21 protein-coding genes, 1 tRNA gene and 1 pseudogene are annotated in these 25,154 nt (G+C 73.0%); 10 read left to right on the top strand and 13 right to left on the bottom strand.

The genetic code is table 11. The features are described 5' to 3' along the window. Window positions 1-45 precede the first annotated feature (45 nt). Window positions 46-741, bottom strand: coding sequence for a uracil-DNA glycosylase (locus SCK26_RS27985; protein ID WP_318204104.1), 696 nt, complete (start codon window positions 739-741; stop codon window positions 46-48). Window positions 742-861: 120 nt separating this feature from the next. Between SCK26_RS27985 and SCK26_RS27980 the strand changes: the two genes are divergently transcribed. After that, window positions 862-1,572 (top strand): RNA-binding S4 domain-containing protein, encoded by a 711-nt coding sequence (locus tag SCK26_RS27980; RefSeq protein ID WP_318204103.1) that lies wholly within the window; start codon window positions 862-864, stop codon window positions 1,570-1,572. Window positions 1,573-1,709: 137 nt separating this feature from the next. Here SCK26_RS27980 and SCK26_RS27975 read toward each other — a convergent pair whose 3' ends face one another. Both SCK26_RS27975 and SCK26_RS27970 read right to left on the bottom strand, forming a co-directional pair. Beyond that, window positions 1,710-2,165, bottom strand: coding sequence for a DoxX family protein (locus SCK26_RS27975; protein WP_318204102.1), 456 nt, complete (start codon window positions 2,163-2,165; stop codon window positions 1,710-1,712). 135 nt (window positions 2,166-2,300) lie between these two features. Beyond that, a complete protein-coding gene (locus SCK26_RS27970; protein WP_318204101.1) occupies window positions 2,301-2,993 on the bottom strand; it encodes a class I SAM-dependent methyltransferase in 693 nt (230 codons plus the stop codon). 172 nt (window positions 2,994-3,165) lie between these two features. Here SCK26_RS27970 and SCK26_RS27965 point away from each other — a divergent pair, with 172 nt between their 5' ends. Further along, window positions 3,166-3,462 (top strand): DUF6343 family protein, encoded by a 297-nt coding sequence (locus SCK26_RS27965; RefSeq protein WP_318204100.1) that lies wholly within the window; start codon window positions 3,166-3,168, stop codon window positions 3,460-3,462. Between the two features lie 82 nt (window positions 3,463-3,544). On the opposite strand, the gene SCK26_RS27960 is transcribed toward SCK26_RS27965, so the two are convergent. The 3 genes from SCK26_RS27960 to SCK26_RS27950 all read right to left on the bottom strand — a co-directional run bounded on the left by SCK26_RS27960 (window position 3,545) and on the right by SCK26_RS27950 (window position 5,603). Then, window positions 3,545-3,925 (bottom strand): tetratricopeptide repeat protein, encoded by a 381-nt coding sequence (locus SCK26_RS27960; protein ID WP_318204099.1) that lies wholly within the window; start codon window positions 3,923-3,925, stop codon window positions 3,545-3,547. A gap of 49 nt (window positions 3,926-3,974) precedes the next feature. After that, window positions 3,975-4,592, bottom strand: coding sequence for a dephospho-CoA kinase (gene coaE, locus SCK26_RS27955; RefSeq protein WP_318204098.1), 618 nt, complete (start codon window positions 4,590-4,592; stop codon window positions 3,975-3,977). Window positions 4,593-4,664: 72 nt separating this feature from the next. Next, window positions 4,665-5,603, bottom strand: a complete 939-nt coding sequence (locus tag SCK26_RS27950; RefSeq protein WP_318204097.1) for a PAC2 family protein — start codon at window positions 5,601-5,603, stop codon at window positions 4,665-4,667. 189 nt (window positions 5,604-5,792) lie between these two features. On the opposite strand from SCK26_RS27950, the gene SCK26_RS27945 reads away from it, so the two are divergent. Then, window positions 5,793-6,761 (top strand): right-handed parallel beta-helix repeat-containing protein, encoded by a 969-nt coding sequence (locus SCK26_RS27945; RefSeq protein ID WP_318204096.1) that lies wholly within the window; start codon window positions 5,793-5,795, stop codon window positions 6,759-6,761. Window positions 6,762-6,836: 75 nt separating this feature from the next. Here the strand turns inward: SCK26_RS27945 and rpsA are convergent, their stop codons facing one another. Further along, complete coding sequence (gene rpsA, locus SCK26_RS27940) at window positions 6,837-8,330, bottom strand: 30S ribosomal protein S1 (RefSeq protein WP_318204095.1); 1,494 nt, start codon at window positions 8,328-8,330, stop codon at window positions 6,837-6,839. 367 nt (window positions 8,331-8,697) lie between these two features. Between rpsA and SCK26_RS27935 the strand changes: the two genes are divergently transcribed. Both SCK26_RS27935 and hrpB read left to right on the top strand, forming a co-directional pair. Beyond that, window positions 8,698-9,534: a class I SAM-dependent methyltransferase gene (locus SCK26_RS27935; protein ID WP_318206109.1), complete on the top strand. Its 837-nt coding sequence runs from the start codon at window positions 8,698-8,700 to the stop codon at window positions 9,532-9,534. Between the two features lie 133 nt (window positions 9,535-9,667). Beyond that, window positions 9,668-12,181, top strand: a complete 2,514-nt coding sequence (hrpB, locus tag SCK26_RS27930) for an ATP-dependent helicase HrpB (RefSeq protein WP_318204094.1) — start codon at window positions 9,668-9,670, stop codon at window positions 12,179-12,181. A 211-nt stretch (window positions 12,182-12,392) separates the two neighbouring features. Here the strand turns inward: hrpB and SCK26_RS27925 are convergent, their stop codons facing one another. Then, window positions 12,393-14,174 carry a lytic transglycosylase domain-containing protein gene (locus SCK26_RS27925; RefSeq protein WP_318204093.1) on the bottom strand — a complete coding sequence of 594 codons (1,782 nt, stop codon included), beginning with the start codon at window positions 14,172-14,174 and terminating at the stop codon, window positions 12,393-12,395. A 320-nt stretch (window positions 14,175-14,494) separates the two neighbouring features. Between SCK26_RS27925 and SCK26_RS27920 the strand changes: the two genes are divergently transcribed. Next, window positions 14,495-15,373, top strand: a complete 879-nt coding sequence (locus SCK26_RS27920; protein WP_318204092.1) for a DUF4184 family protein — start codon at window positions 14,495-14,497, stop codon at window positions 15,371-15,373. On the opposite strand, the gene SCK26_RS27915 is transcribed toward SCK26_RS27920, so the two are convergent. From SCK26_RS27915 to polA, 4 genes are all read right to left on the bottom strand, one after another. Beyond that, a complete protein-coding gene (locus SCK26_RS27915; RefSeq protein ID WP_318204091.1) occupies window positions 15,273-15,692 on the bottom strand; it encodes a hypothetical protein in 420 nt (139 codons plus the stop codon). The two genes, SCK26_RS27920 and SCK26_RS27915, sit on opposite strands and share 101 nt — an antisense overlap. A gap of 151 nt (window positions 15,693-15,843) precedes the next feature. Next, entirely contained in the window at window positions 15,844-16,920 is a 1,077-nt protein-coding gene (locus tag SCK26_RS27910) for a response regulator (RefSeq protein ID WP_318204090.1), read from the bottom strand. Continuing rightward, window positions 16,913-17,158, bottom strand: a complete 246-nt coding sequence (locus SCK26_RS27905; protein WP_318204089.1) for a hypothetical protein — start codon at window positions 17,156-17,158, stop codon at window positions 16,913-16,915. Before SCK26_RS27905 ends, SCK26_RS27910 begins: the two co-directional genes overlap by 8 nt. A gap of 340 nt (window positions 17,159-17,498) precedes the next feature. Then, window positions 17,499-20,225 (bottom strand): DNA polymerase I, encoded by a 2,727-nt coding sequence (polA, locus tag SCK26_RS27900; protein WP_318204088.1) that lies wholly within the window; start codon window positions 20,223-20,225, stop codon window positions 17,499-17,501. 577 nt (window positions 20,226-20,802) lie between these two features. On the opposite strand from polA, the gene SCK26_RS27895 reads away from it, so the two are divergent. Then, a complete protein-coding gene (locus SCK26_RS27895) occupies window positions 20,803-23,115 on the top strand; it encodes an FdhF/YdeP family oxidoreductase (protein ID WP_318204087.1) in 2,313 nt (770 codons plus the stop codon). A gap of 48 nt (window positions 23,116-23,163) precedes the next feature. Further along, a complete protein-coding gene (locus SCK26_RS27890) occupies window positions 23,164-23,655 on the top strand; it encodes a hotdog fold thioesterase (RefSeq protein ID WP_318204086.1) in 492 nt (163 codons plus the stop codon). Between the two features lie 207 nt (window positions 23,656-23,862). Here SCK26_RS27890 and SCK26_RS27885 read toward each other — a convergent pair whose 3' ends face one another. Next, window positions 23,863-24,522: an ANTAR domain-containing response regulator gene (locus SCK26_RS27885; RefSeq protein WP_318204085.1), complete on the bottom strand. Its 660-nt coding sequence runs from the start codon at window positions 24,520-24,522 to the stop codon at window positions 23,863-23,865. 96 nt (window positions 24,523-24,618) lie between these two features. On the opposite strand from SCK26_RS27885, the gene SCK26_RS27880 reads away from it, so the two are divergent. Together SCK26_RS27880 and SCK26_RS27875 are read left to right on the top strand one after the other, a co-directional pair. Then, window positions 24,619-24,701 (top strand) — tRNA-Leu (locus SCK26_RS27880). Between the two features lie 92 nt (window positions 24,702-24,793). Next, window positions 24,794-25,141 (top strand): annotated as a pseudogene (locus SCK26_RS27875) (hypothetical protein); the annotation flags it as partial. Window positions 25,142-25,154 lie beyond the last annotated feature (13 nt).

The raw sequence follows: 25,154 nt of genomic DNA, 5'->3' as shown, positions 1-25,154 counted from the left end.
CGGCCGGGTCCGGTGTGGAGGGGTGAGCGGGGCCGTGCCGGTTCCTCACGGCAGTCCGGCCGCGTCCGCCGCCGTGCGCAGCACCTCCCGCAGCATCTCGGCGGTGAGCCGGCCGGTGAAGGTGTTGCGCTGGCTGACGTGGAAGCAGCCGAAGAGGTCCAGGCCGTCCAGCGCGACCCGGGTGCCGTGCGCGAAGGCCGGACGGGGGCGCGGCACCGTCCAGCCGGCCTGCGCGAACGCGGGCAGCGCGGCCTGCCAGCCGAAGGCGCCGAGGACGACGGCGGCCTTCAGCGTCGGCCGGAGCAGCGTCAGCTCCTGCACGAGCCAGGGCCGGCAGGTGTCGCGCTCTTCGGGCGTCGGCTTGTTGGCGGGCGGCGCGCAGTGCACGGGCGCGGTGACCCGTACGCCGTACAGCTCCAGGCCGTCGTCGGCGCTGACGGAGGTGGGCCGGGAGGCGAGCCCGACGTCGTACAGCGCCTGGTAGAGCACGTCTCCGGAGCGGTCGCCGGTGAACATCCGGCCGGTGCGGTTGCCGCCGTGCGCGGCGGGGGCCAGCCCGATGATCGCCAGCCGGGCGTCGGCGGGACCGAACCCGGGCACCGGCCGCCCCCAGTACGTCCAGTCGGCGAACGCGGCCCGCTTCGTGCGGGCCACCTCCTCCCGCCACTCGACCAGCCGGGGACAGGCCCGGCACCCGGCGACACGGCGGTCCAGCCGGGCGAGGGCGCTGGTGTTGTCCATGCGGTCACCGTAAGTCGGGGATGGGTGCGTGGGCCGGGGTGGGCCGGGGTGCGCGGGTGCCCGGGTGGCGGCCGGGAAAACGCTTCCGGCTCCGTGCCCTTGGCGCGTTAAGGTCGGGGCATGGCTTCCGAGGATGCGGACGAGAGCGTGGACCGTGGAACCGGCGAGGGGCCGGGCGCGCCGGACGCGGCGGGGCCCGGCCCCGCCGGACAGCCGCTCGATCCCAGGATCGCCGCCGCGGTGGCCGCCGCCGAGGCCGCCGGGCCCGCGGGCGGCGAGACCGTCCGCGTCGACAGCTGGATCTGGGCCGTCCGCCTGATCAAGACCCGCTCCCTGGGTGCCGCCGCCTGCCGGGGCGGGCATGTGCGGGTGAACGGCGAGCGGGTGAAGCCCGCGTACTCGGTGCGCGTCGGCGACGAGGTACGGGTGCGGCAGGAGGGCCGGGAACGGGTCGTGATCGTCAAGCGCCTGATCCGCAAGCGGGTCGGGGCGCCGGTGGCCGCGCAGTGCTACATCGACAACTCTCCTCCGCCTCCGCCCCGCGAGGCCGTCGCCCCCGCCGGTCTCCGCGACCCGGGCGCCGGCCGCCCCACCAAGCGCGACCGCCGCGAACTCGAACGCCTCCGCGGCCTCGCACTCGGCAGCTCCGGCGGCTACGCCGGTCTCGCCGGCTCCGGCCCCTCCGCCGGCTTCGGCAACCCGGGCGGGCCTGGAGGCCAGGGCGGCTCCGGCGGCCGGGGTGGCTCGGGCGGTCCTGGCGGGTCGGGCGCGGGTGGTCGCAGGGGTACCGGCGGATCGGGCGGCCGTGGCGGACGCCGCGGCACCGGCTGACCGGCACCGGCACCGGCAGCAGCACCAGCACGGTGCCCGGCACCCCGGACAGCAGCGGCACGACCTGAGCCCACGGCCACGTGTCCGCTACGGCCGCCCGCTTCCCCGCTACGGCCGGTCAGCCGGCCGCGGTCGCGTCACCGGCGGTTCAGCGGGCGCAGCAGGGCCGTCGTGTGGGAGCGGCGGGTCCAGGCGATCAGGGCGAGGGGGACGATCAGGATCAGCGGGGTCGCCGCGTTCCGGCCGTCGAACGCGGTGAGCTGTACGAGGAACGCTCCCACCATGAGCGCGCCGAGGGCGATCGCCGACAGGGACTGCAGTGCCGGGATCAACAGCGCGACCGCGCCGGCCAGTTCGAGCGCGCCGATGGCGTACATGGCCCCGTCGCCCCAGCCGATTCTGTCGAAGGACTCGACGGCCGTCGGGTGCGCTATGAGCTTGGGCAGGGCGCTCGCGAGGCCGAAGAACAGGGCCAGCAGCACCTGCACGACCCGCAGCGCGACCCGGGCCCCACGCGCGCGACCCGTACGGGAGCGGGCGGAGGACGCGGACGCCGTGGAGCGGGAGCCGGCGGGAGCGGTGGTCTGCGACATGGTGGTCTCCTGGTGAAGCGGTCCTGATTGCTTTCACCAGGTAGACCGGCCGAGGGCCCGGAACTCATCGCTCTGCCGCGCGGCCGGGCGGACGCGAGAAAGGGCCGCCCACAGGCCGGCCGGGTCCGGCCCCGGTCATCCCACCGGCACCGCCCGCACCCACATCCCGTCCGGCGTCAGATAGGTGTCCACTTCCAGTCCCGCCTCCGCCAGCGCCGACTCGAACTGCTCCTTCGTCAGGGGCCTGGACAGGAAGGTCTGGGTCCACACGGCGTCGGGGAAGACGTACTCCGCGCGGACCGAGTCGACTCCCTCGCCGGCCGGCTCCACCGAGGCGATCCGGACCGTGAAGCCGCTCGGATCGACCCGCTCCCTGGGCACGTCGGTGTGATGGTCCGCGCCCTCCCGCTGGACGAGCACGCAGCCGTCCCGCGCCACGTGCCGGACGCAGGTGCGCAGCAGGCCCCTGCGCACCTCCTCGTCACCGGCGTGCACCAGGAACGACGCGAGCATCACCACGTCGAACTTCTCGCCCAGGTCGAGGGTTTCGATGGGGCCGCATATCGTGCGTGCCCCGCGGACCCGGGCCAGCATGGCGGCGGACTCGTCCACGGCCGTGACCGTGAAGCCGCGTTCCAGCAGGGGGTGGGTGACGCGGCCGACGCCGCTGCCCAGCTCCAGGATGTGCGCCCCGGCCGGCACCGCGGCGGCGATGATGTCGGGCTCGTCTCCCACCGGCAGCCGTGCGTACACCTCGACCGCGCAGCCGTCCGGGGTGATCACCCCCGGTCCCGTGCCCTCGTATCCCTCACGCGTCTCGATCCTCATGCCCGGACAACGCCCCACGCCGCACGCCCGTTCCCCTCCGCCCCCAGTTCACTCGTCCGAGCTACCCAGGCCCCCCTCCGCCGGCCCTCCCGGCGCTCCCGTACGCCGCCCCGCCGAGCGTTGCCTCCCCGCGTCGGCGAAGAGTACGTTGCGAGGAGGAAGTGATGGTCCGATGCGTACGGGCAGTGAACCGGCGACCGCGCGCAGTGCTCTGCGGGCACGGTTCTGGCTGAGCGTGTGGGGGCTGGGCTGGGCGGCCCTCGGCACGGCGGCCTTCGCGCTGGCCGGGCGGCCGGGCTGGGCGGCGGCGTGCGGGGCGCTGTGGCTGGTGGCCACCGTGGACCTGGCCGTCGTCCTGCGGCACATCCGGCAGGGCCCGCACTACCAACCGGGCCGTGACATACCGCCGTACCCGCCGCCGGAGGACGGCCCGCCGTACAAGGGGCCGCCCAGGCACCGGCATCCATGAGCGGGTCGCCGCAGCCCCCTCACCGGCCGCGCCCCGCAGCCGCCGCCAACCAGCGCCCGCACCGCCCCGGCGACCCGACCCCTCACGCGTCGAAGCGTGCCGCTTTCAGGTACTGCGGGTTGGGGTCCAGCGCGGCCGCCAGCCGGAAGTGGCGCTTGGCCTGGTCGGGCCGGCCCTGGCGCTCATAGGTGCGGGCCAGGGCGAAGTGCGCGAACGCGTTGTCCGGTTCGCGTTCCAGCACGATGGTGAACTCGAGTTCGGCCGGGCGCAGTTGCGCCGCGGCGAAGAAGGCCCGCGCACGCAGCAGACGGGCCGCGGTGTTCTCGGGGTACGCGGCGATGACTCCGTCGAGCAGCTTCACCGCGCCCCGCGGGTCCCGCGCGTTGAGCAGTTGCTCGGCGGCACGGAAGTCGATGACATGCGTTTCCGGAGTACGTCCGGTGGAACCGCTGGTCTCGGGCACGGCTGAGTCCTTCCCTTGCTCCAGCGGTTCAACGCCCCGAAGCGCTCGGCTATTCCGCGCCGGCGGCGCCGTGCCGCGCCCGGCGGGCGAGGCCGCCCCACACCTCGGCGACCCGCTCCCGCAGCGCGTCCAGAGGCACGTCGTTGTCGATGACGATGTCCGCGATCTTCCGGCGCTGTTCGCGCGTCGCCTGCGCGGCCATCCGCGCGCGTGCGTCCGCCTCGGTCATCCCGCGCAGCCGTACCAGCCGCTCGAGCTGGGTCTCGGGGCTCGCGTCCACGACGATCACGACGTCGTAGAGCGGCGCGAGACCGTTCTCGGTGAGCAGGGGTACGTCGTGGACCACCACGGCGTCCTCGGGCACGGCGCTCTCCAGCTCGCGGGAGCGGTCGCGCACCAGAGGATGCACGATCGAGTTGAGGACGGCCAGCTTCTCGGGGTCGGCGAAGACGATGGAGCCGAGCCGGGGCCGGTCCAGGCTGCCGTCGGCGGCCAGGACGTCCGGACCGAAGGCGTCGGCCACGGCGGCGAGGCCGGGGGTGCCGGGCGCGACGACTTCGCGGGCGATGCGGTCCGAGTCGATCAGGACGGCCCCGTGCTCCACGAGCAGCCGCGACACCTCGCTCTTGCCGGCGCCGATCCCGCCGGTCAGGCCCACTGTCAGCATGAGCGGAAGCCTAGACGCTCCCCCGGAGGGCCGGTACGGCAGGTGCGGGCCGACGGCGCCCGCTCCCCCGCCTCAGTTGTCGCCCTCCCGCTCCGCCAGGAACCGCTCGAACTCCCGCCCGATCTCGTCCGCCGACGGAATGTCCACCGGCTCGGCCAGCATGTTGCCCCGGGTCTCGGCGCCCGCCGCCGCGTCGTACTGGTGCTCGAGGCCCTGGACGAGCGCGGTCAGTTCCTCGTCGCCCTCCCGGATCTGCCGGTCGATCTCGGTCTGCGTGCGGTGCGCGTCCGTGCGCAGCGCGTGGGCCACGCCGGGCAGCACCAGCCCGGTGGCGGCCGTGACGGCCTCCAGGACGGTCAGCGCCGCGTCCGGGTACGGGGAGCGGGCGATGTAGTGCGGGACGTGCGCGGCGACGCCCAGGACGTCGTGGCCGGCCTCCATGAGGCGGTACTCGACCAGGGACTCGGCACTGCCGGGCACCTGTGCCTCGTCGAAGGGGCTGCGGTGACCGGGGACCAGGTCGGTGCGGTTGCCGTGCGGGGTCAGGCCCACCGGGCGGGTGTGCGGGACGCCCATGGGGATGCCGTGGAAGTTCACGGACAGGCGCACGCCGAGCCGTTCCACGATCTGTCGCACCGCCGCCGCGAACCGCTCCCACTCCACGTCCGGTTCGGGTCCGGACAGCAGCAGGAACGGGGCACCGGTGGTGTCCTGGACGAGGTGGACCTCGATGGCCGGGGTCTCGTAGTCGGTCCAGCGGTCCCGCTTGAAGGTCAGCAGGGGCCTGCGGGCCCGGTAGTCCACGAGCCGGTCGTGGTCGAACCGGGCCACGAGCTGGTGGGGCAGTGAGTCGAGCAGCCGGTCGACGATCTGGTCGCCGGTCTCGCCCGCGTCGATGTATCCGTCGAAGTGGTAGAGCATGACAAGGCCGGCCGACTCCTGGGCGAGCGCCATGTCCACCACGGCGAGGCCCTTCGGCTCCCATGCGTACAAACCCTGCGGATCAAGCACTGTGACCGCTCCTCCTCGTGTTCCCCATGGACAACGCGCCCCGGAACAGCGGAATTCCCGCCACACGCCGTTCGCCTGCGATCCCTTGCGGGACATCTTGACGACCCGTCACCTGGTCCGTACCTTCCAGGCGTCGAGTTCACGATGACGATCATCGTTCATGTATGGGAAAGACGGGAAGGCACTCCGATGCGCATACGCATACCGCTCACCTCTCTGCTCGCCACCGTCCTCGCCACCGGCGGCCTGGCCCTGACCGCCACCGGACCCGCCTCGGCCTCGGCCGCCGCGACCGTCGAGGTCGCGACCTCCGCCCAGCTGAAGACCGCGCTCGCCGCCGCCCGGCCCGGCGACACGATCCACCTGGCGGACGGCACGTACACCGGCAACTTCAAGGCGACCGTCCCGGCCACGGCCGCCGCCCGCATCACCCTGACCGGCTCCCGGGGCGCCGTGCTCACCGCCGGCGGCGGTTACGGGCTGCACCTGAACGGCGCCTCCTACTGGACGGTCGGCGGCCTGACCGTGACCGGCGGCCAGAAGGGCATCGTGATCGACGCGGCCGAGGGTGTCGTCGTGGACGGTGTCACGGTGCACGGCCTGGACATGGAGGGCGTGCACTTCCGCAACTCCAGCACGGACGGCGTGATCGAGAACTCGAGGATCTACGACACCGGGAACGACGGCCGGGGCATGGGCGAGGGCGTGTATGTGGGCACCGCGAACACATTGTCCGACCGGAGCGATCGCGTGCGGGTCCTGAACAACACGATCGGCCCGGACGTGGGCGGGGAGAACGTCGACATCAAGGAGGGCACGACCGGCGCGCGGATCATCGGCAACACCTTCGACGGCAGCGGCCTGACCGGCGCCAACTACGACGATTCCTGGGTCGACGTGAAGGGCAACGACGTGCTCGTCCAGGACAACACCGGCACCGCCACCACCAACGACGGCTACCAGACCCACACCCAGCAGCCAGGCTGGGGCTGCGGCACGGTCTTCAAGGGCAACAAGTCGACATTGACGGGCGCGACCGGTGCGAACCGCCTGGCGATCGACGTCACCAACTACAGCGCCACCTGCCGGACCACCGTCTACAGCACCAACACGGTGACGGACGGCAACGGCCTGACCAACGTCCAGGTGACGCCTTGAGGAACGCGGAGGGGCCGCACCTCGAAAGGTACGGCCCCTCAGCGGCAACTATCGGCTAAGCCTCAGCGGCAGCGATCAGCTCTGGCCGCCGGCCAGCTTCTCGCGCAGCGCGGCCAGCGCCTCGTCCGAGGCCAGCGCACCGGAGGTGTCGGCGCCCTCGGAGGAGTACGAGCCACCGCCGGTCGCGGCCGGAGCCGCGGCCTCGCCGCCCTCGGCCTCCGCGGCGGCGTCGGCCTCGCGGGACTTGATGACCTGCTGCTGGTGCTGCTCGAAGCGGGACTGCGCCTCGGCGTACTGGCGCTCCCACTCCTCGCGCTGCTTCTCGTAGCCCTCGAGCCAGTCGTTGGTCTCGGGGTCGAAGCCCTCGGGGTAGATGTAGTTGCCCTGGTCGTCGTACGACGCGGCCATGCCGTACAGGGTCGGGTCGAACTCGACCGAGGCCGGGTCGGCACCGAAGGACTCGTTGGCCTGCTTCAGCGAGAGGCTGATGCGGCGACGCTCGAGGTCGATGTCGATGACCTTGACGAAGATCTCGTCGTTGACCTGGACGACCTGCTCCGGGATCTCCACGTGGCGCTCGGCCAGCTCGGAGATGTGGACCAGACCCTCGATGCCCTCGTCCACGCGGACGAACGCACCGAACGGCACCAGCTTCGTGACCTTGCCGGGCACGACCTGGCCGATCTGGTGGGTGCGGGCGAACTGCTGCCACGGGTCTTCCTGGGTCGCCTTCAGCGACAGGGAGACGCGCTCGCGGTCCATGTCGACGTCGAGGACCTCGACGGTGACCTCCTGGCCGACCTCGACAACCTCGGAGGGGTGGTCGATGTGCTTCCAGGACAGCTCGGAGACGTGGACCAGACCGTCGACGCCACCCAGGTCCACGAAGGCACCGAAGTTGACGATCGAGGAGACCACACCGGAGCGGACCTGACCCTTCTGGAGGGTCGTGAGGAACGTCTGGCGGACCTCGGACTGGGTCTGCTCCAGCCAGGCACGGCGGGACAGGACCACGTTGTTGCGGTTCTTGTCCAGCTCGATGATCTTGGCCTCGAGCTCCTTGCCGACGTACGGCTGGAGGTCGCGGACACGGCGCATCTCGACCAGGGAGGCCGGCAGGAAGCCACGGAGGCCGATGTCGAGGATGAGACCACCCTTGACGACCTCGATGACGGTACCGGTGACGATCCCGTCCTCTTCCTTGATCTTCTCGATGGTGCCCCAGGCACGCTCGTACTGGGCGCGCTTCTTCGAGAGGATCAGGCGGCCTTCCTTGTCCTCCTTCTGGAGGACCAGGGCCTCGATCTCGTCGCCGACCGCCACGACCTCGTTCGGGTCGACGTCGTGCTTGATCGAGAGCTCGCGGCTCGGGATGACACCTTCGGTCTTGTAACCGATGTCGAGCAGGACCTCGTCCCGGTCGACCTTCACGATGACGCCGTCGACGATGTCGCCGTCGTTGAAGTACTTGATCGTCTCGTCGATCGCTGCGAGGAATGCTTCCTCGTTACCGATGTCGTTGACCGCTACCTGCGGGGTGGTGGCGGTGGTCTCGGTGCTGCTCGTCATGTGGGAAAGGGCTCCGGTACGGACATTGAAGTCGTAGGTACTGCTTACGCCGGGAGCCCGTTTCGCTCTGCAGAAGCCGGACAGCCAAGGAAGCGCCTCACCATTACTGGTGATGGCGCCTCGACAACCGAGGGGACATACAACAGATGCGAGCGCAGCCTGCTACGTCTGAGGTGCGCAGGCCCGCAGCGCAACTTGTAGCATACGGGGGCAGCCGGACAGGGTCAATGCAGGATGGCGGACACCCCGGGCGGATCGCCGCAAACCCGGCAGAAGAATTACCTCGACAGCCCGCACGGGACCCGTGGGACCCCTCCCACGCGGTCCCCTCCGGCGGGCTGGACGGAAGAGTACGACGAGGGAGCCGATCATCCAAGAGCCGGAAGCGTACGACCCTCAGCGGTCCGAAGGGTTCGAGCCGGAAGCGACCCGGCGTGAGGCGAGCGTCACGGAGAGCAGCCGGGCAAACCGGGGCTGGTGGGACCGGAACGCGGACGAGTACCAGAGCGAGCACGGCGGCTTCCTCGGCGACGACCGCTTCGTGTGGGGCCCGGAGGGCCTGGACGAGGCGGAGGCCGAGCTGCTCGGCCCTCCGGCGGAGCTGAAGGGCAGGGCGATCCTGGAGATCGGCGCGGGCGCGGCCCAGTGCGCGCGCTGGCTGGCCGCCCAGGGCGCGCGGCCGGTGGCCCTGGACCTCTCGCACCGCCAGCTCCAGCACGCGCTGCGGATCGGCGGGGCCCTGCCGCTGGTGTGTGCCGACGCCGGCGCGCTGCCCTTCGCGGACGGCTCCTTCGACCTGGCGTGCTCCGCGTACGGGGCGCTGCCGTTCGTGGCCGACCCGCGGCTGGTGCTGCGCGAGGTGCGCCGGGTGCTGCGGCCGGGCGGACGGTTCGTGTTCTCGGTGACGCACCCGATCCGCTGGGCGTTCCCGGACGAGCCGGGCCCGGAGGGCCTGTCGGTGTCGGCGTCCTACTTCGACCGCACGCCGTACGTGGAGCAGGACGAGCGGGGTCACGCGGTGTACGTGGAGCACCACAGGACGCTCGGCGACCGGGTGCGGGACGTCGTGGCGTCGGGCTTCCGGCTGGTGGACCTGGTGGAGCCGGAGTGGCCGGCCTGGAACACCGCGGAGTGGGGCGGCTGGTCGCCCCTGCGCGGGAATCTGATCCCGGGCACGGCGATCTTCGTGTGCGAGCGGGACTGAAGCCGTCCGAAAACCGTCCGCGGGTGCGCGCGGGTCCGGGTGGACGCACGCGCGCGGGGCGGCCGTTTTCCCGTCGTGCGTCTCTGGTTCCCCGTCGTACGGCCCCGGTTTCCGGTCGTACGACACTGGGGGCGTGATCCGTTACGACGCTCTGGACGCGCTGCCCGTGCGCTCCGCCCTGCCCGCCCTGACCGACGCGCTGGAGGGTGAGGGGACCGCCGTCCTCGTGGCGCCGCCCGGCACCGGCAAGACGACACTGGTGCCGCTGGTGCTCGCGGGGCTGGTCGGAGGCGGTCCCGCGCGGCGGGTCGTGGTGGCCGAGCCGCGGCGGATCGCGGCGCGGGCGGCGGCCCGGCGGATGGCGTGGCTGCTGGGCGAGCGGCCCGGCGAGAGCGTCGGCTTCACGGTGCGCGGCGAGCGGGCCGTGGGACGGAACACGCGCGTGGAGGTCGTCACGACCGGTGTCCTGCTCCAGCGGCTCCAGCGGGACCAGGAGCTGGCCGGGGTGGACGTGGTGGTCCTGGACGAGTGTCACGAGCGGCATCTGGACGCGGACACGGCGGCCGCGTTCCTGTGGGACGTGCGGCAGGCGCTGCGCCCGGAGCTGCGGCTGGTGGCCGCGTCGGCGACCACGGACGCCGAGGGGTGGGCGCGGCTGCTCGGCGGGGCGCCGGTGGTCGAGGCGGCGGGTACGGCGTATCCGGTGGAGGTGGTGTGGGCTCCGCCGGTCCGTCCGGTGCGGCCGCCGCACGGGATGCGGGTGGATCCGGAGCTGCTGGCGCATGTGGCGTCGGTGGTGCGGCGGGCGCTGGCGGAGCGGGACGGGGACGTGCTGTGCTTCCTGCCCGGCGTGGGCGAGATCGCGCGGGTGGCGGGGCTGCTGGGAGACCTGGGCGGGGTCGAGGTGCTCCAGGTGCACGGGCGGGCGCCGGCCGCGGTGCAGGACGCGGTGCTGTCGGCCGGGGAGCGGCGCCGGGTGGTGCTGGCGACGTCCGTGGCCGAGTCGTCGCTGACCGTGCCCGGAGTGCGGGTGGTGGTCGACTCGGGGCTGGCCCGGGAGCCGCGGGTGGATCACGCGCGCGGGCTGAGCGGGCTGACCACCGTGCGGGCGTCGCGGGCGGCGGGGCGGCAGCGGGCGGGGCGGGCCGGGCGTGAGGCGCCGGGAACGGTGTACCGGTGCTGGGCGGAGGCCGAGGACGGCCGTCTGCCGGCCTTTCCGGCGCCCGAGATCAAGGTGGCCGACCTGACCTCGTTCGCCCTTCAGGCGGCCTGCTGGGGCGATCCGGACGCCTCCGGGCTGGCGTTGCTGGACGCGCCGCCGGGCGGGGCGATGGCGGCGGCGCGGTCCGCGCTGACGGCGGTGGGAGCGGTGGACCCCGCAGGGCGGGCCACGCGGACCGGTGGGCGGCTGGCCCGGCTCGGGGTGCATCCCCGGCTGGGCCGGGCGCTGCTGGACACGGGCGGGGACGGGGCCCCGGTCGTGGCGCTGCTCTCCGAGGAGGTGCCCCGGGAGTACGGCGACGACCTGGCCGGTGCGCTGCGGCGGGCCCGGGCCGGCGGTGACGCGTACGGCGCGCGCTGGGCCGCGGAGGTACGGCGGCTGCGCGCGGTCTCGGCCGGCCCGGCCGGGCAGCCCGGGCGGGGCGGGGCCGTCCGGGTCGGGCCGGGTACCTCCGACGACCGGCTCGCCGGGCTGGTCGCCGCTCTCGCGTTTCCCGAGCGGGTCGCCAGGCTCGACGGCGGGTCGTACCTCACGGTGTCCGGGACGCGGGCGGAACCGGCCGAGGGGTCGGCGCTGCGCGGTGCTCCGTGGATCGTGGTGGCCGTCGCCGACCGGCCCGCCGGGACGGGGCACGCGCGCGTGCGGCTCGGCGCGGCCGTGGACGAGGACGTGGCGCGGGCCGCCGCCGGGGCGCTGCTCGGTGAGCGGGACGAGGTGTGCTGGGCCGGCGGGGACGTCGTGGCCCGGCACGTCGAGCGGCTGGGGGCGGTCGAGCTGGCCGTACGCCCTCTGAAGGACGCCGATCCGGCCCTCGTCCGCGCCGCCCTGCTCGACGGGCTCCTTCAGGACGGGCTCGGGCTGCTGCGCTGGTCGCCGGAGGCGCGGGGGCTGCGGCAGCGGCTGGCGTTCCTGCGGGCGCACCTCGGGGAGCCGTGGCCGGACGTGTCGGACGACGCGCTGCACGCGCGCGTGGACGAGTGGCTGGAGCCGGAGCTGGGCCGGGCCCGGCGGCGGGCCGACCTGGCCCGGATCGACGCCGGTCAGGCGCTCGCGCGGCTGCTGCCGTGGGCGAGCGGGGAAGCGGCCCGGCTGGAGGAGCTGGCGCCCGAGCGGATCGCGGTGCCGAGCGGGTCCAGGATCCGGATCGACTACCGGGACCCGGAGCGGCCGGTGCTCGCCGTCAAGCTCCAGGAGATGTTCGGGCTGCGGGAGACGCCGTCCGTGGCGGGCGTGCCGCTGCTCGTGCACCTGCTCTCCCCGGCCGGGCGGCCCGCCGCCGTCACGGCCGACCTCGCCTCCTTCTGGCGGGACGGCTACCGGGCCGTACGGGCGGAGCTGCGCGGCCGGTATCCCAAGCACCCGTGGCCCGAGGACCCGGCGAGCGCCGAGCCCACCCGGTACACCAACGCGCGGCTCAGGCGCTGACCGGCACGGACTCCGCGGGCCGGAGGGGTGCGGGAGGCCGGGGCTGCCGGGCGCGGGCCTCCGGCCCCGGTGACCGCTTCGGCCAGGGGATGTACTGACGGCCCATCAGGTCCGGTGCCGCGGCAACGCGCGGGCGGGACGAGAACAGCGCCGCGCGCACGAACGAGGGCGCCCTTCCCGGTGGCCGGGGAGGGCGCCCTGCGGCGGTGGCTCAGGAGGAGGCGGTCGGGTCGGGGGCGGGGCTCTGCGAGGTGGCGGACGGGGCCGGCACGGGAATCACCGGGACGGCGGCCTCGACCTTCAGTTCCACGGTGAGCGTGGCGCCGCCCGTGGTGGTGATGCGGAGCAGGAAGGTGCCGGCGGTGTCGTCGGCGTACAACTTGGGCAGCGTGAGCAGGCCCTTGGCGTCCGTCTGGAGGCCGGTGAGGGTGCGGACGGGCTTGCCCGCCGCGTCCTTGAAGTAGGGGCCCTTGTCGTTCGCCGTGGCGTCGAGGGGCGACTTGACCAGCGTGGCGGTGGCCGCGACCTTGTCCGCGACGGCACCCTGGTACGTCGCCTTCACCTGCACCTGCTGGGCGAACTCGCCGCCCGCGGTGCAGACCAGCGGGATGTCGCCGGTGCGGGCCAGGGTGTCGGCGGCGCGCGCGGTGACGGTCGCCGTGTAGTCGACGCCCTTGACCTGGCGGCCCACGACGGCCGCGGTGACCTTGAAGTCGCCGGTCTTCTCGCCGGCCTGGAGCGGCGGGGCCTGCGCGAGGCCCTTGGCGTCGGTGGCGACCGTCGCGACGGTCTCGCCGCCGGCGAAGGTGGCGTCGGTGTCTCCGGTGAGGGTGAACCTGATCCGGACCTTGGCGACGGACTTGCCGACCTTCGTCTCGGCGCGCACGCCGATCCGCTCGGCGAAGGCGTCGCCGGCCATCGCGGTGAGTTTCCCGGTGCCCGTGCCCGTCAGGTGGTCCACGAGGTCGGTGGGCGTCTCCGGGGGCTTCGGCGGGACGGGCGGCTTCGGCGTGGGGGGCTTGGGACCGGGCGTCTGGTTGCCGCCGCCGTTGCCGTCCTCGCCCCCGTGGCCGCCGCCGGGCTTGTGCGGGGGCTTCGGGGCCGGCTCGGTGGTCGGCGGGTCAGTCGGCCGCGGGGACGCCGGGTCCTCGGAGCCGTCGTCGCTGCGGTGCTCCGGTACGCCGCCGGTGCCGTCGGGGACGGAGTGGGTGCCCTCGCGGTAGTACTCCATCCAGTTCAGGACCAGGTTCAGGTAGTCCTGGGAGTTGTTGTAGCTGAGGATCGCGCCGTGCAGGTCCGCCTCACGGGACAGGTCCCAGTCGTTGCGGCACAGGTAGTGGCCCGCGGCGAGCGCGGCGTCGTAGACGTTGTTCGGGTCCTTCTTGCCGTCGCCGTTGCCGTCGCGGCCGGCCCAGGCCCAGGTGGACGGGATGAACTGCATCGGTCCGACGGCCTGGTCGTAGGTGCTGTTGCCGTCGTACGCGCCGCCGTCGGTGTCCGGTATGTTCGCGAAACCCCTGCCGTCGAGCTGCGGGCCCAGGATGCGCCGGAGCGTGGTGCCGTCGGCGTCGACCTGCCCGCCGCGGGCGTGCCCGGACTCGACGTTGCCGATGGCGGCCAGCAGTTGCCAGGGCATGTTGCAGCCGGGCTTGGAGGTGCGCAGTTCGGCCGCGGCCTTCTTGTAGGCGTCGAGGACCGTCGCCGGGATGCCCGCCTCCCCGTCACCGCGGGAGACCGGCGTGCCGACCGGCGCCGAGGGGCCGGGCTCGGGGCTCTTCAGCGGCGGGAGGTCCGTGAAGTACGGCGAGTTGCCGGTGGCGTTGCCGTTGCCTTCGCCGTCCGGCGCGGAGGTCGTGGCGCCGGCCGTCGTGGGTCTGTTGTCCTCGCCGGCCACTCCCGGGGCCTGGGACGCGGAGAGTGCCGCGACCGCCGCCGCGGCCACGGCGGTGCTCGCCGCCCCCTTGCGCAGCCGCCTGCCGAAATGCGCAGCCATAGAGTGAACCCCTCCCGTGGACGCCCGCGCGTCCGTCTCCGTCGCTGTCCGCCTCGCTCTGGTGTGACGGTTGACCCGGTGCTCTGGTTGCCCCTGTTCCGCAGATTCGTCCGAGCGCCGTGTGTGTCACCGTGCGCCCGGCAGGGGGACCCAGGTGACCCTACGACAACTTGCTGTGGACGGGCACCCGTTGACTCCCGGAATTCACCGGTCGTCCACCCGCCGCCGCCCCGCGTGACCTCGGACGGCGTCCCGCATACTGGCCGGATCCGCACCCCGGCGTCCGAGGCGGGTGCCGTCGTACGCCCTGGAGGCTCCTGGTGCCGTTCACGCTCAGCCATGCGGCGGCCGTGCTGCCCGCGGTCCGCCGGGACGGCAGCGGCCGGGGCCGTCTGGTGCCCGCGGTGCTCGTGGCGGGCTCCTACGCGCCCGATGTGCCCTACTACGCGGCCGATGTCCTGCCGGGCGGGATGGAGGCGGGCGCGGTCACGCACGCGTTCGCCGGGGTCGTCACGGTCGATGTGCCGCTCGCCTGGGCGCTGGCGGGGCTGTGGCTGCTGGTCCGGGAGCCGTTGCTCGCGCTGCTGCCGCGGGCGTGGCAGGGCCGGCCGGCGGCCCTGCTGCGCCGCGGGAGGCCACGCGCGCGCGTGCGGGTCGCGGCGGCGGCCCGGTGGTACTGCTCCGCGGTGCTCGGCGCGCTGACCCATGTGGTGTGGGACGCGTTCACCCATCACGACCGGTGGGGTACGCGGCTGGTCCCGGCGGTCGGACGGGACCGTCCGGCGGGCGTGCCGCTGTACACCTGGTTGCAGTACGGGTCGTCGGCGGCGGGCGCGGTGCTGATCGTGGTGTTCGTGGTCCGGGCGCTACGACGGGTGCCCGGCGGGGTGCCGGCGGGGGTGCCGGCGCTGTCCGTACGGGACCGGTGGCGGGCGCTCGCGGTGATCGGCGGCTGCGCGCTGGCGGGAGCGGTGCGGCGGACGGTGCTCTGGCGGGAGCGGGGCGGTACGGGCGTGCGGCCGTGGGAGCTGGTGCCCGCCCTGTGCTTCGGGGCGGGCGCCGGGGTGGTGCTGGGGCTGCTGGTGTACGCCGTGGGGGTCAGGCTCCGGCGTCCGGCCGCCGGTCCCGGGGATCACGGGCGTCACGGGGATCACGGCGAGGCGGCCGGTGCGGGCCGGGAGTGGCCGGCCGCTCGGTGAGGGACGCCACGAAGACCGTGATTTCGCGCCGGGGGCGGGATCTCGGGATCAGGGTGAGGGCCAGGGCGAGATAGCCACGGGCCAGGTCGGTCCACTGGCGCCAGTCGGGGAGGCGGGCGGGGCGGGTGGTGAGAGCGCGGCCGAGGCGTCTGGTGACGCCGCGGACGGTCGCGACCGGGTCGGCCGGGACGCGGGCGGTGCTTGCGTCGGCCGCGAGGGCCGGGACCGGCGCGGCGGGCACGGCCTGCGCCGAGGCGACAGCCGCCCAGGCCCCGGCGGCTGCCTCGGGCGTCCGGCGGTGGAGCATGCGTATACCCATGCCCGCAGTGTTGCGGCTGCGGGCGGTGGTGGGCGTTCTGACGGGGGCCACGAGAGTGACGGGGCCCTTTGGGGGTTTGGCCGGTTACCGGGGCACGGGCGGAACGCTCCGGCGCGCGGCGAGGGGGCCGGACCAGGGGCCGGGGCCGGTGCTAGTGACCGTGTCGCTCCAGGTAGATGGAGGTGAACACGGCGACCTTGGCGCGCAGGGCCCACGGGTCGAACGGCTTGCTGATGTAGTCGACGGCGCCGGCCGCGTAGCCGCGGGCGGAGTGTTCGGATCCGGTGCCCATCGCGGTCAGGAAGATGATGGGCACGTCCCTCGTCCTGGGGCGGCGTTTGATGTGGGCGCACGTCTCGTAGCCGTCCATCTCCGGCATCTGCACGTCCATGATGATGACGGCGAAGTCGTCGTGGTCGAGCAGGGCCTTGAGGGCCTCCCGGCCGGAGGAGACGGTGACGAGTTCCTGTTCGAGCGTCGCCAGGACCGCGGTCATCGCCAGCAGGTTGTCCGGCTGGTCATCGACGACGAGGATCCTGGGCATGCCCTGCCGTCCCGCCGGCAGCACCGCCTTCGCGGTCTGCTCGACGGCGTCCAGCTGGCGTTCGAGCAGCGTGCAGCGGTCCTCCGCCGCGGCGCGCTGGGCCTGGGCCTCCCACAGGGCCGCGCCGAGGCGCTCGACTTCCCCCCGGAGCGTGTCGCGTTCCTGGATGAGGCCGTAGACATCCGGATGCGCCTTGGCGAACTCGTCCGCCCGTTTCCGCTCCGCGATGCGGTCGGCCTCCAACTGGTTGAGCCGCGTCTCCAGGTCGGCGATGCGCTGCGTCCGGTCCAGCAGCGCGTCGCCCAGGACGTCGCCGCGGACGCTGGACCGCCGCGAGACGTGGTCGGCGTCGGCCAGTTGCCGCTCCAGGAGCTCCACCGCGTGCTTGGGCGACGAGGCGGCGTCCACGGCCGATCCGTACAGGCCCCGGACCAGCTCGATGGCCTCGGTGGTGACCGCGGTCCCCCGGTGCTCGGCGACATCGGTGAAGAGGTCGCTGATCACCTGCCAGGGCGGTAACCGGGTGCCGTTCAGATAGCGCGAGACCGTGCCCGGGTCGAGCCGGCGGCGGGCCGCGTACCGGCGGACGGACACGTGGAGGCTCTCGAACAGCTCGCGCAACGCCTCCGCCAAGGCCCGGGAGGCCTGGTTGAGGTCGTCCCCCAGCGGCCGCAGCTCACCCATCGCTCTCCCTCTCGGCCGCACCGGCGGCCACGCGGGCCGCCGGCCGGCCGGCGCTGTCCTCGGCGGCGATGAGACGGTCGAAGAACGGCACGGCCACGCCGGCGCAGGCAAGGCCGGCGAGCAGGCCGCGCGCGGTGCCTTCGCCGGCGACGACCGTCAACCCGCCGGTCACCGCGCCGGTGAGCAGGGCGAGCAGAAAGACCAAGGTCGATCTCAGTGACAGCAGAGGGCGGTCCACCGTGTGCTCCCTTCATCCAACCCGCCGTCGTACGACGGGACTTGGCACCCTTCCGGCCGATCGCGGACGGTGGGACCAGAATGGATGAAGGCGAGGGTGTTGCGGTCCGGGATCCGGAAGCGCGGCAGCGAAGACCGTCTGTTGCACGGGAGGTGCCGCCGCTCGCGCCGTGATCCCGGCCGGTCACGGGCTCGGCGGCCGGTGCGTTGCCAGCGCGTTGCTCCGCAACGCGCTGGCCCTTCGGCAACACCCTGAGCTGGGTGCGGTGCGGCGGCGGAGAGGTGGCCCGGACCAAAGTGCCGGTGCCCCGCCCATGAGCCGGTTCTCCGCCGCCTGCCGATCAGTGGGCCGCTGATTCCCAGTCCGGGCCGACGCCGACCGACACGTCCAGCGGAGCCCTCAGGTCGACGGCGTTCGCCATCTCGCGGCGCACGAGCGCCTCCACGGCCGCTCGTTCGCCGGGGGCGATCTCCAGGACGATTTCGTCGTGGACCTGGAGCAGCATGCGGGATTTCAGGTCCGCCGCCCGCAGCGCGCCGTCCACCTTCAGCATGGCGATCTTCACGATGTCCGCCGCCGTGCCCTGGATGGGCGCGTTGAGGGCCATGCGCTCGGCCGCCTCGCGGCGCTGGCGGTTGTCGCTGTTGAGATCCGGCAGATAGCGGCGGCGGCCGAACAGCGTCGCCGTGTAGCCCGTGGCGCGCGCCTCGTCGACCGCACGGCGCAGATAGTCCCGCACCCCGCCGAACCGTTCGAAGTAGGCGTCCATCAGGGCGCGGGCCTCACCCGCGTCGATGTTCAGCTGCTGGGAGAGGCCGAACGCGGACAGGCCGTAGGCGAGGCCGTACGACATCGCCTTGATCTTGCGGCGCATCTCCGCGTCCACCGCACCCGGCTCGACCCCGAACACCTGGGACGCGGCCGTGGTGTGCAGGTCCTCACCGGAGGTGAACGCCCGGATCAGGCCCTCGTCCTCGGACAGGTGGGCCATCACGCGCAGCTCGATCTGGCTGTAGTCCGCGGTCATCAGCGACTCGAAGCCCTCGCCGACCACGAAGCCCCGGCGGATCGCCCGGCCCTCGTCGGTGCGCACGGGGATGTTCTGCAGGTTCGGGTCCGTGGAGGACAGGCGTCCGGTCGCGGCCACCGTCTGGTTGAACGTGGTGTGGATACGGCCGTCGCCCGCGATGGTCTTGATCAGACCCTCGACGGTCACCCGGAGCTTCGCCTGCTCACGGTGGCGGAGCATGATCACCGGCAGTTCGTTGTCGGTCTGGGCGGCGAGCCAGGCCAGGGCGTCGGCGTCGGTGGTGTAGCCGGTCTTGGTCTTCTTCGTCTTCGGCAGCGCCAGCTCCCCGAAGAGGACCTCCTGGAGCTGCTTGGGCGAGCCGAGGTTGAACTCGCGGCCGGCCGCCGCGTGCGCCTCCTTCACGGCCTGCTGCACCGCGCCCGCGAACATCTGCTCCATCGCTTCCAGGTGCGCCCGGTCGGCCGCGATGCCGTGCCGCTCCATGCGGGCGAGCAGCACGGACGTGGGCAGCTCCACGTCCCGGAGCAGGTCCGCCGCGCCGACCTCCGCCAGCCGTTCCTCGAACGCCTCGCCGAGGTCCAGCACCGCGCGGGCCTGGATCATCAACGCCTCCGCCTCGGCGCCCTCGTCCGCGCCGAAGGCCAGCTGGCCTTCGGCCGCGGCGGCGGGGGCCAGCTCGCGGTGCAGGTACTCCAGGGACAGCGCGTCCAGGTCGAAGGAGCGGCGGCCCGGCTTGACCAGGTACGCGGCGAGCGCGGTGTCCATGCCGACGCCCTCGACGCGCCAGCCGTGCTCGGCGAAGACGCGCATGGCGCCCTTGGCGTCGTGGAGCACCTTGGGCCGCTCCGCGTCGGCCAGCCAGGCGGCGAACGCGTTCTCGTCGGCCTCGTCCAGCTCGGCCGGGTCGAACCAGGCCGCCGCTCCCCCGGCCGCGGCCAGCGCGACCTCGGCGACCGAGCCGGTGCCCAGCGCCCAGGTGCCGACGGTGGCGACGCCCAGCGGCCCGGCGCCGTGCTCGGCGAGCCAGGGGGCCAGCTCGCCGGTGCGCAGGATCGTGCCGTCGATCTCGACGCCGTCGGCGGTGACCGGGGCGGTCTCGGTCTCCTCCGTACCGGGGTCGACGGCGAAGAGGCGCTCGCGCAGCGACGGGTTGCGGATCTCCAGGGTGTCCAGGACCATCGACACGGCCTTGCGGTCGTACGGGGTCCGCTCCAGGTCGGCGACCGCCTTGGGCAGCTCGACCTGCCGCTCCAGCTCGGTGAGGACGCGGTTGAGCTTGACGGACTCCAGGTGCTCCCGGAGGTTCTGGCCCGCCTTGCCCTTGACCTCCTCGACGCGCTCGACCAGCTCGGCGAAGGAGCCGAACTGGTTGATCCACTTCGCGGCGGTCTTCTCGCCGACGCCGGGGATGCCGGGGAGGTTGTCGGACGGGTCGCCGCGCAGGGCCGCGAAGTCCGGATACTGGGCGGGCGTCAAGCCGTACTTCTCGAAAACCTTCTCCGGAGTGAACCGGGTCAGCTCCGAGACGCCCTTCGTCGGGTACAGCACGGTGATGTTCTCGGTGACCAGCTGGAACGAGTCGCGGTCGCCGGTGACGATCAGCACCTCGAAGCCCTCGGCCTCGGCCTGCGTGGCGAGGGTGGCGATGATGTCGTCCGCCTCGTACCCCTCGACGGCGAAGCGCGGGGCGTGCATCGCGTCGAGCAGCTCGCCGATCAGCTCGACCTGGCCCTTGAACTCGTCCGGGGTCTTGGAGCGGTTCGCCTTGTACTCCGTGAACCGCTCGGAGCGCCAGGTCTTGCGGGAGACGTCGAAGGCCGCCGCGAAGTGCGTGGGCGCCTCGTCACGCAGGGTGTTGGCCAGCATCGACGCGAAGCCGTAGATCGCGTTCGTCGGCTGGCCGGTCGCGGTCGTGAAGTTCTCCGCGGGCAGCGCGAAGAACGCGCGGTAGGCCAGCGAGTGCCCGTCCATGAGCATCAGCCGGGGACGGGTGCCGCCGGGGGTCTTGTCGGTCTGCTTCGGTGCTGTCTCTGCCACGTCACCGATCCTGCCACGAGCCACCGACAACCCGGACCGTCCGCCCGCGACGGGTGTGACCACGCACACGACGAACGGGCCGGTGAGCGGACCGGCGCCACAGCGCTGAGCGGCCCGACGGCCGCTCCGGCCGGAAGGGTACGAGCGGCCGATCACCCCCTCGGCGGACGAGCCGCGCGACCGGCCACCGTCCTGGCAGAACGACGAACCGACCGGCCGGCCGGCCGCCGCCCCCGGCACGCACAAGACGAGCGGCCGAGCACCGCCCGGCAGGACGAGCCGGGCGGCCGGCCACCGACCACGACACCCGCGAGACAAACAGCCGGCCACCGCCCCGACAAGAGGAGCCGGCCGGCCGGTCGCCGACCACCGCGCGCACGCGACGACCAACCGGTCACCGCCCCAGCGCGCAGGAGACAGGCCGCTCGTCACCGCTCCGTCGGTAAAGAGCGGTGCAAGACACACATGGGCGTAAGCAATGGCCACTGCCTTCGCGCGCCCGGCCGGTATCGATGTCAGTCCCCCGTGGGAGGATCGTCGGCGGTACTTCTCATACGCAGTCGAAGGGGAGCGCGCGATGGCGACGAAGCCGCCGAAGGGTGATCCGGTCCAGGACGCGCCGCAGGTCGCGGAGCCGAAGCACGCGGCGGCGGGGCTGCCGGCCATCGGGCACACCCTGCGCGTCGCCCAGCGGCAGATGGGCGTGAAGCGCACCGCTCTCACGCTGCTGCGCGTGAACCAGAAGGACGGCTTCGACTGCCCGGGCTGCGCCTGGCCGGAGCCGGAGCACCGGCACGCGGCCGAGTTCTGCGAGAACGGCGCCAAGGCGGTCGCCGAGGAGGCCACGCTGCGCCGGGTCACCCCGGAGTTCTTCGCCGCGCACTCCGTCGCCGACCTGTCCGGCCGCAGCGGCTACTGGCTGGGCCAGCAGGGCCGGCTCACCCACCCCGTGTACCTCCCCGAGGGCGGCACGCACTACGAGCCGGTCTCCTGGGAGCGGGCCTTCGACATCATCGCCGAGGAGATCACCGCCCTCGGCTCCCCGAACGAGGCCGTCTTCTACACCTCGGGCCGCACCAGCAACGAGGCCGCGTTCCTGTACCAGCTCTTCGCGCGCGAGCTGGGCACGAACAACCTGCCCGACTGCTCGAACATGTGCCACGAGTCGTCCGGATCGGCACTCGGCGAGACCATCGGCATCGGCAAGGGCAGCGTCCTGCTGGAAGATCTGTACCAGGCCGATCTGATCATCGTGGCGGGCCAGAACCCGGGCACGAACCACCCGCGCATGCTCTCCGCGCTGGAGAAGGCCAAGGCGAACGGCGCGAAGATCATCAGCGTCAACCCGCTGCCCGAAGCCGGCCTGGAGCGCTTCAAGAACCCGCAGACCCCGCAGGGCATGCTCCGCGGCGCCGCCCTCACCGACCTGTTCCTGCAGATCCGCATCGGCGGCGACCAGGCCCTCTTCCGGCTCCTGAACAAGCTGATCCTGGAGACGAAGGGCGCGGTCGACGAGGAGTTCGTCCGCGAGCACACCCACGGTTTCGAGGAGTTCGCGGCCATCGCGCGCGCCGCCGACTGGGACGAGACGCTGACCGCTACCGGCCTCACCCGCGCGGAGATCGAGCGGGCCCTCGGCATGGTCCTGGCCTCCCAGCGGACGATCGTGTGCTGGGCCATGGGCCTCACCCAGCACAAGCACTCCGTCCCCACCATCCGGGAAGTGGTCAACTTCCTGCTGCTGCGCGGCAACATCGGCCGCCCGGGCGCGGGCGTGTGCCCGGTGCGCGGACACAGCAACGTCCAGGGCGACCGCACCATGGGCATCTTCGAACGGCCCGCTCCCGCCTTCCTGGACGCTTTGGAGCAGGAGTTCGGGTTCGCACCGCCGCGCGAGCACGGCCTCGACGTCGTCCGGGCCATCCGCGCGCTGCGCGACGGCACGGCGAAGGTCTTCTTCGCCATGGGCGGCAACTTCGTGTCCGCCTCCCCCGACACCGACGTCACCGAGGCGGCGATGCGCCGGGCGCGGCTGACCGTGCACGTGTCGACCAAGCTGAACCGCTCGCACGTGGTCACGGGCGCCCGGGCACTGATCCTGCCCACGCTCGGCCGGACCGAGCGGGACGTGCGGGCCGGCGGCGAGCAATTCGTCACCGTCGAGGACTCCATGGGCATGGTGCACGCCTCACGCGGGCGCCTGGCCCCCGCCAGTCCGCACCTGAGGTCCGAGCCGGCCATCGTCTGCGGCCTGGCGCGCCGGGTGCTCGGCGAGCGCAGTGTCGTGCCGTGGGAGGAGTTCGCAGAGGACTACGGCGCGATCCGGGACCGCATCGCGCGCGTGATCCCCGGTTTCGAGGACTTCAACGCGCGCGTGGCCCGGCCCGGCGGCTTCGCGCTGCCGCACGCACCGCGCGACGAACGCCGCTTCCCGACCGCCACGGGCAAGGCCAACTTCACAGCCGCGCCGGTGGAGTACCCGGCGCTGCCCGAGGGCCGGCTGCTGCTGCAGACCCTGCGCTCGCACGACCAGTACAACACCACGATCTACGGACTGGACGACCGTTACCGGGGCATCAAGGGCGGACGCCGGGTGGTGCTGGTGCATCCCGAGGACGCGCGTGCGCTCGGGTTCGCCGAGGGAACGTATGTCGACCTGGTCAGCGAGTGGCAGGACGGAGTGGAACGGCGGGCGCCCGGCTTCCGGGTGGTGCCGTATCCGACGGCCCGGGGATGCGCGGCGGCGTACTACCCCGAGACGAACGTGCTGGTGCCGCTGGACGCCACCGCCGACACCAGCAACACCCCGGCCAGCAAGTCCGTCGTCGTACGTCTCGAAGCCCGCTCCGGGGACGCGGACGACCGTCTGGAACAATCGGCGGCCGAGTGAGCGTTCGCTCAGCGAGCAGAGTGGTGGACGACGGACGGAGCCGGGCCCATGGGTGAGCAGCAGCAAGCGAAGTTCCCGCAGCAGGTCATCGACGAGTACGCGGCGCTCGGTGTGGACCTGCCCGCCCTGTTCTCGGCCGGGCATCTGGGCACGCGCATGGGCGTGCAGATCCTGGAGGCCTCGGCGGACAGGGTGGTCGGGACCATGCCGGTGGAGGGCAACACCCAGCCGTACGGCCTGCTGCACGGCGGCGCCTCCGCGGTGCTGGCGGAGACCCTGGGCTCGGTCGGTTCCATGCTGCACGGAGGCGTCTCGAAGATCGCGGTCGGTGTGGACCTGAACTGCACCCATCACCGCGGGGTCCGCTCGGGCCTGGTGACGGGCGTGGCGACGCCGGTGCACCGGGGCCGGTCGACGGCGACGTACGAGATAGTGATCAGCGACGAGCAGGGCCGCCGGGTCTGCTCCGCCCGCCTGACCTGCCTGCTCCGGGACGCCCGCCCGGGCGACGAGCCCTCCGCCGGGCCGACCGCGGGCTGACCCGAGCCCTCCGCCGGGCCGACCGCGAGCTGACCCGAGCCCTCCGCCGGGCCGACCGCGAGCTGACCCGGCCCTCCCGCGACGCCCGGACGCGGGGACGCCCACGGCCCCCGGCTACTGAGGCCGCGCCCCTTCCGACCGCCCGGGCAACGCGACGAGGCCCGCGCCGCCTGTTCAGGGGCGCGGGCCGTGCCGTACCGGGGGCGCTCAGCCCTTCTTGGCCGCCTTCTTCTCCTCGCTGTCCGCGATGACCGCCTCGGCGACCTGCTGCATCGACATGCGGCGGTCCATGGAGGTCTTCTGGATCCAGCGGAACGCGGCCGGCTCGGTCAGGCCGTACTCGGTCTGGAGGATGGACTTCGCCCGGTCGACCAGCTTGCGGGTCTCCAGCCGCTGGCTGAGGTCGGCGACCTCCTGCTCCAGCTGCTTCAGCTCCGCGAACCGCGAGACGGCCATCTCGATCGCCGGGACGACGTCGCTCTTGCTGAAGGGCTTGACCAGGTAGGCCATGGCACCGGCGTCCCGGGCGCGCTCGACCAGGTCGCGCTGGGAGAAGGCGGTGAGCATCAGGACGGGCGCGATGGACTCCTCGGCGATCTTCTCGGCCGCGGAGATGCCGTCGAGCTTGGGCATCTTCACGTCGAGGATGACCAGGTCGGGCTTGTGCTCGCGGGCCAGCTCGACGGCCTCCTCACCGTCTCCGGCCTCGCCGACGACGGTGTACCCCTCCTCCTCCAGCATCTCTTTGAGGTCGAGCCGGATCAGGGCCTCGTCCTCGGCGATGACGACACGGGTCGTCAGCGGAGGCACGTGCGACTTGTCGTCGTCGGTCACGTCTACGGGCTGGGGCGACTCGGGGGCGGTCACTGAGGCTCCTTGGTCCAGGGCAGGCAGGTACTGCTTCTCAAGAGCCTACCTAGCGGCGGCGGCGTACGATGACCCGGTACACTCTCCGCTGTGCCTGCCGGGTTGGTGGAACGGCATACACGGAGGTCTCAAACACCTCTGCCTGAAAGGGCTTGCGGGTTCGAATCCCGCACCCGGCACAATCCGAAGCGGAGACTCACGTTCGCGTGATTCTCCGCTTTTTGCCGTGTGCCGACGGGATCACTCACTCAGAGTGTCCGCATGCATCGATCATGGCACGGGCAAGATGCATGAGCGCTCCATCATCCTCGAACCCTGGCAGCAAGCCGTCGTAGCTGCCCATCCCCGGGACTTCATGCGCGGTCTCATCCACTCCGACGACTGCCGCGTCACCAACCGGACGACCCGCACGGTCGCCGGGGAGCGCAAGCGGTACGAGTATCCGCGCTACTTCTTCTCCGACAGGTCGGACGACATCCGCGGGCTCTTCACCGACGCCCTCGCCCTGGTCGGCGTCGAGTGGACCGTCCTGGCCCGGGGCGACGACCCGTTCAGCGTCTCCGTCGCCCGCAGGGCCTCCGCGGCCCTCATGGACACCCACGTGGGCCCCAGGCACTGAGCAGGGGCCCCGG

It is taken from the genome of Streptomyces sp. SCL15-4 (genome assembly GCF_033366695.1).
GTDB lineage: Bacteria > Actinomycetota > Actinomycetes > Streptomycetales > Streptomycetaceae > Streptomyces.
Note: the sequence above shows the minus strand (reverse complement) of the source record. Positions and strands in the feature narration are given on the sequence as shown.

Coding starts and splice junctions, on each gene's coding strand:
- SCK26_RS27985 (WP_318204104.1), bottom strand. CDS start 741: ATGGACAACACCAGCGCCCTCGCCCGGCTGGACCGCCGTGTCGCCGGG.
- SCK26_RS27980 (WP_318204103.1), top strand. CDS start 862: ATGGCTTCCGAGGATGCGGACGAGAGCGTGGACCGTGGAACCGGCGAG.
- SCK26_RS27975 (WP_318204102.1), bottom strand. CDS start 2,165: ATGTCGCAGACCACCGCTCCCGCCGGCTCCCGCTCCACGGCGTCCGCG.
- SCK26_RS27970 (WP_318204101.1), bottom strand. CDS start 2,993: ATGAGGATCGAGACGCGTGAGGGATACGAGGGCACGGGACCGGGGGTG.
- SCK26_RS27965 (WP_318204100.1), top strand. CDS start 3,166: ATGCGTACGGGCAGTGAACCGGCGACCGCGCGCAGTGCTCTGCGGGCA.
- coaE (WP_318204098.1), bottom strand. CDS start 4,592: ATGCTGACAGTGGGCCTGACCGGCGGGATCGGCGCCGGCAAGAGCGAG.
- SCK26_RS27945 (WP_318204096.1), top strand. CDS start 5,793: ATGCGCATACGCATACCGCTCACCTCTCTGCTCGCCACCGTCCTCGCC.
- rpsA (WP_318204095.1), bottom strand. CDS start 8,330: ATGACGAGCAGCACCGAGACCACCGCCACCACCCCGCAGGTAGCGGTC.
- SCK26_RS27925 (WP_318204093.1), bottom strand. CDS start 14,174: ATGGCTGCGCATTTCGGCAGGCGGCTGCGCAAGGGGGCGGCGAGCACC.
- SCK26_RS27915 (WP_318204091.1), bottom strand. CDS start 15,692: ATGGGTATACGCATGCTCCACCGCCGGACGCCCGAGGCAGCCGCCGGG.
- SCK26_RS27910 (WP_318204090.1), bottom strand. CDS start 16,920: ATGGGTGAGCTGCGGCCGCTGGGGGACGACCTCAACCAGGCCTCCCGG.
- SCK26_RS27895 (WP_318204087.1), top strand. CDS start 20,803: ATGGCGACGAAGCCGCCGAAGGGTGATCCGGTCCAGGACGCGCCGCAG.
- SCK26_RS27890 (WP_318204086.1), top strand. CDS start 23,164: ATGGGTGAGCAGCAGCAAGCGAAGTTCCCGCAGCAGGTCATCGACGAG.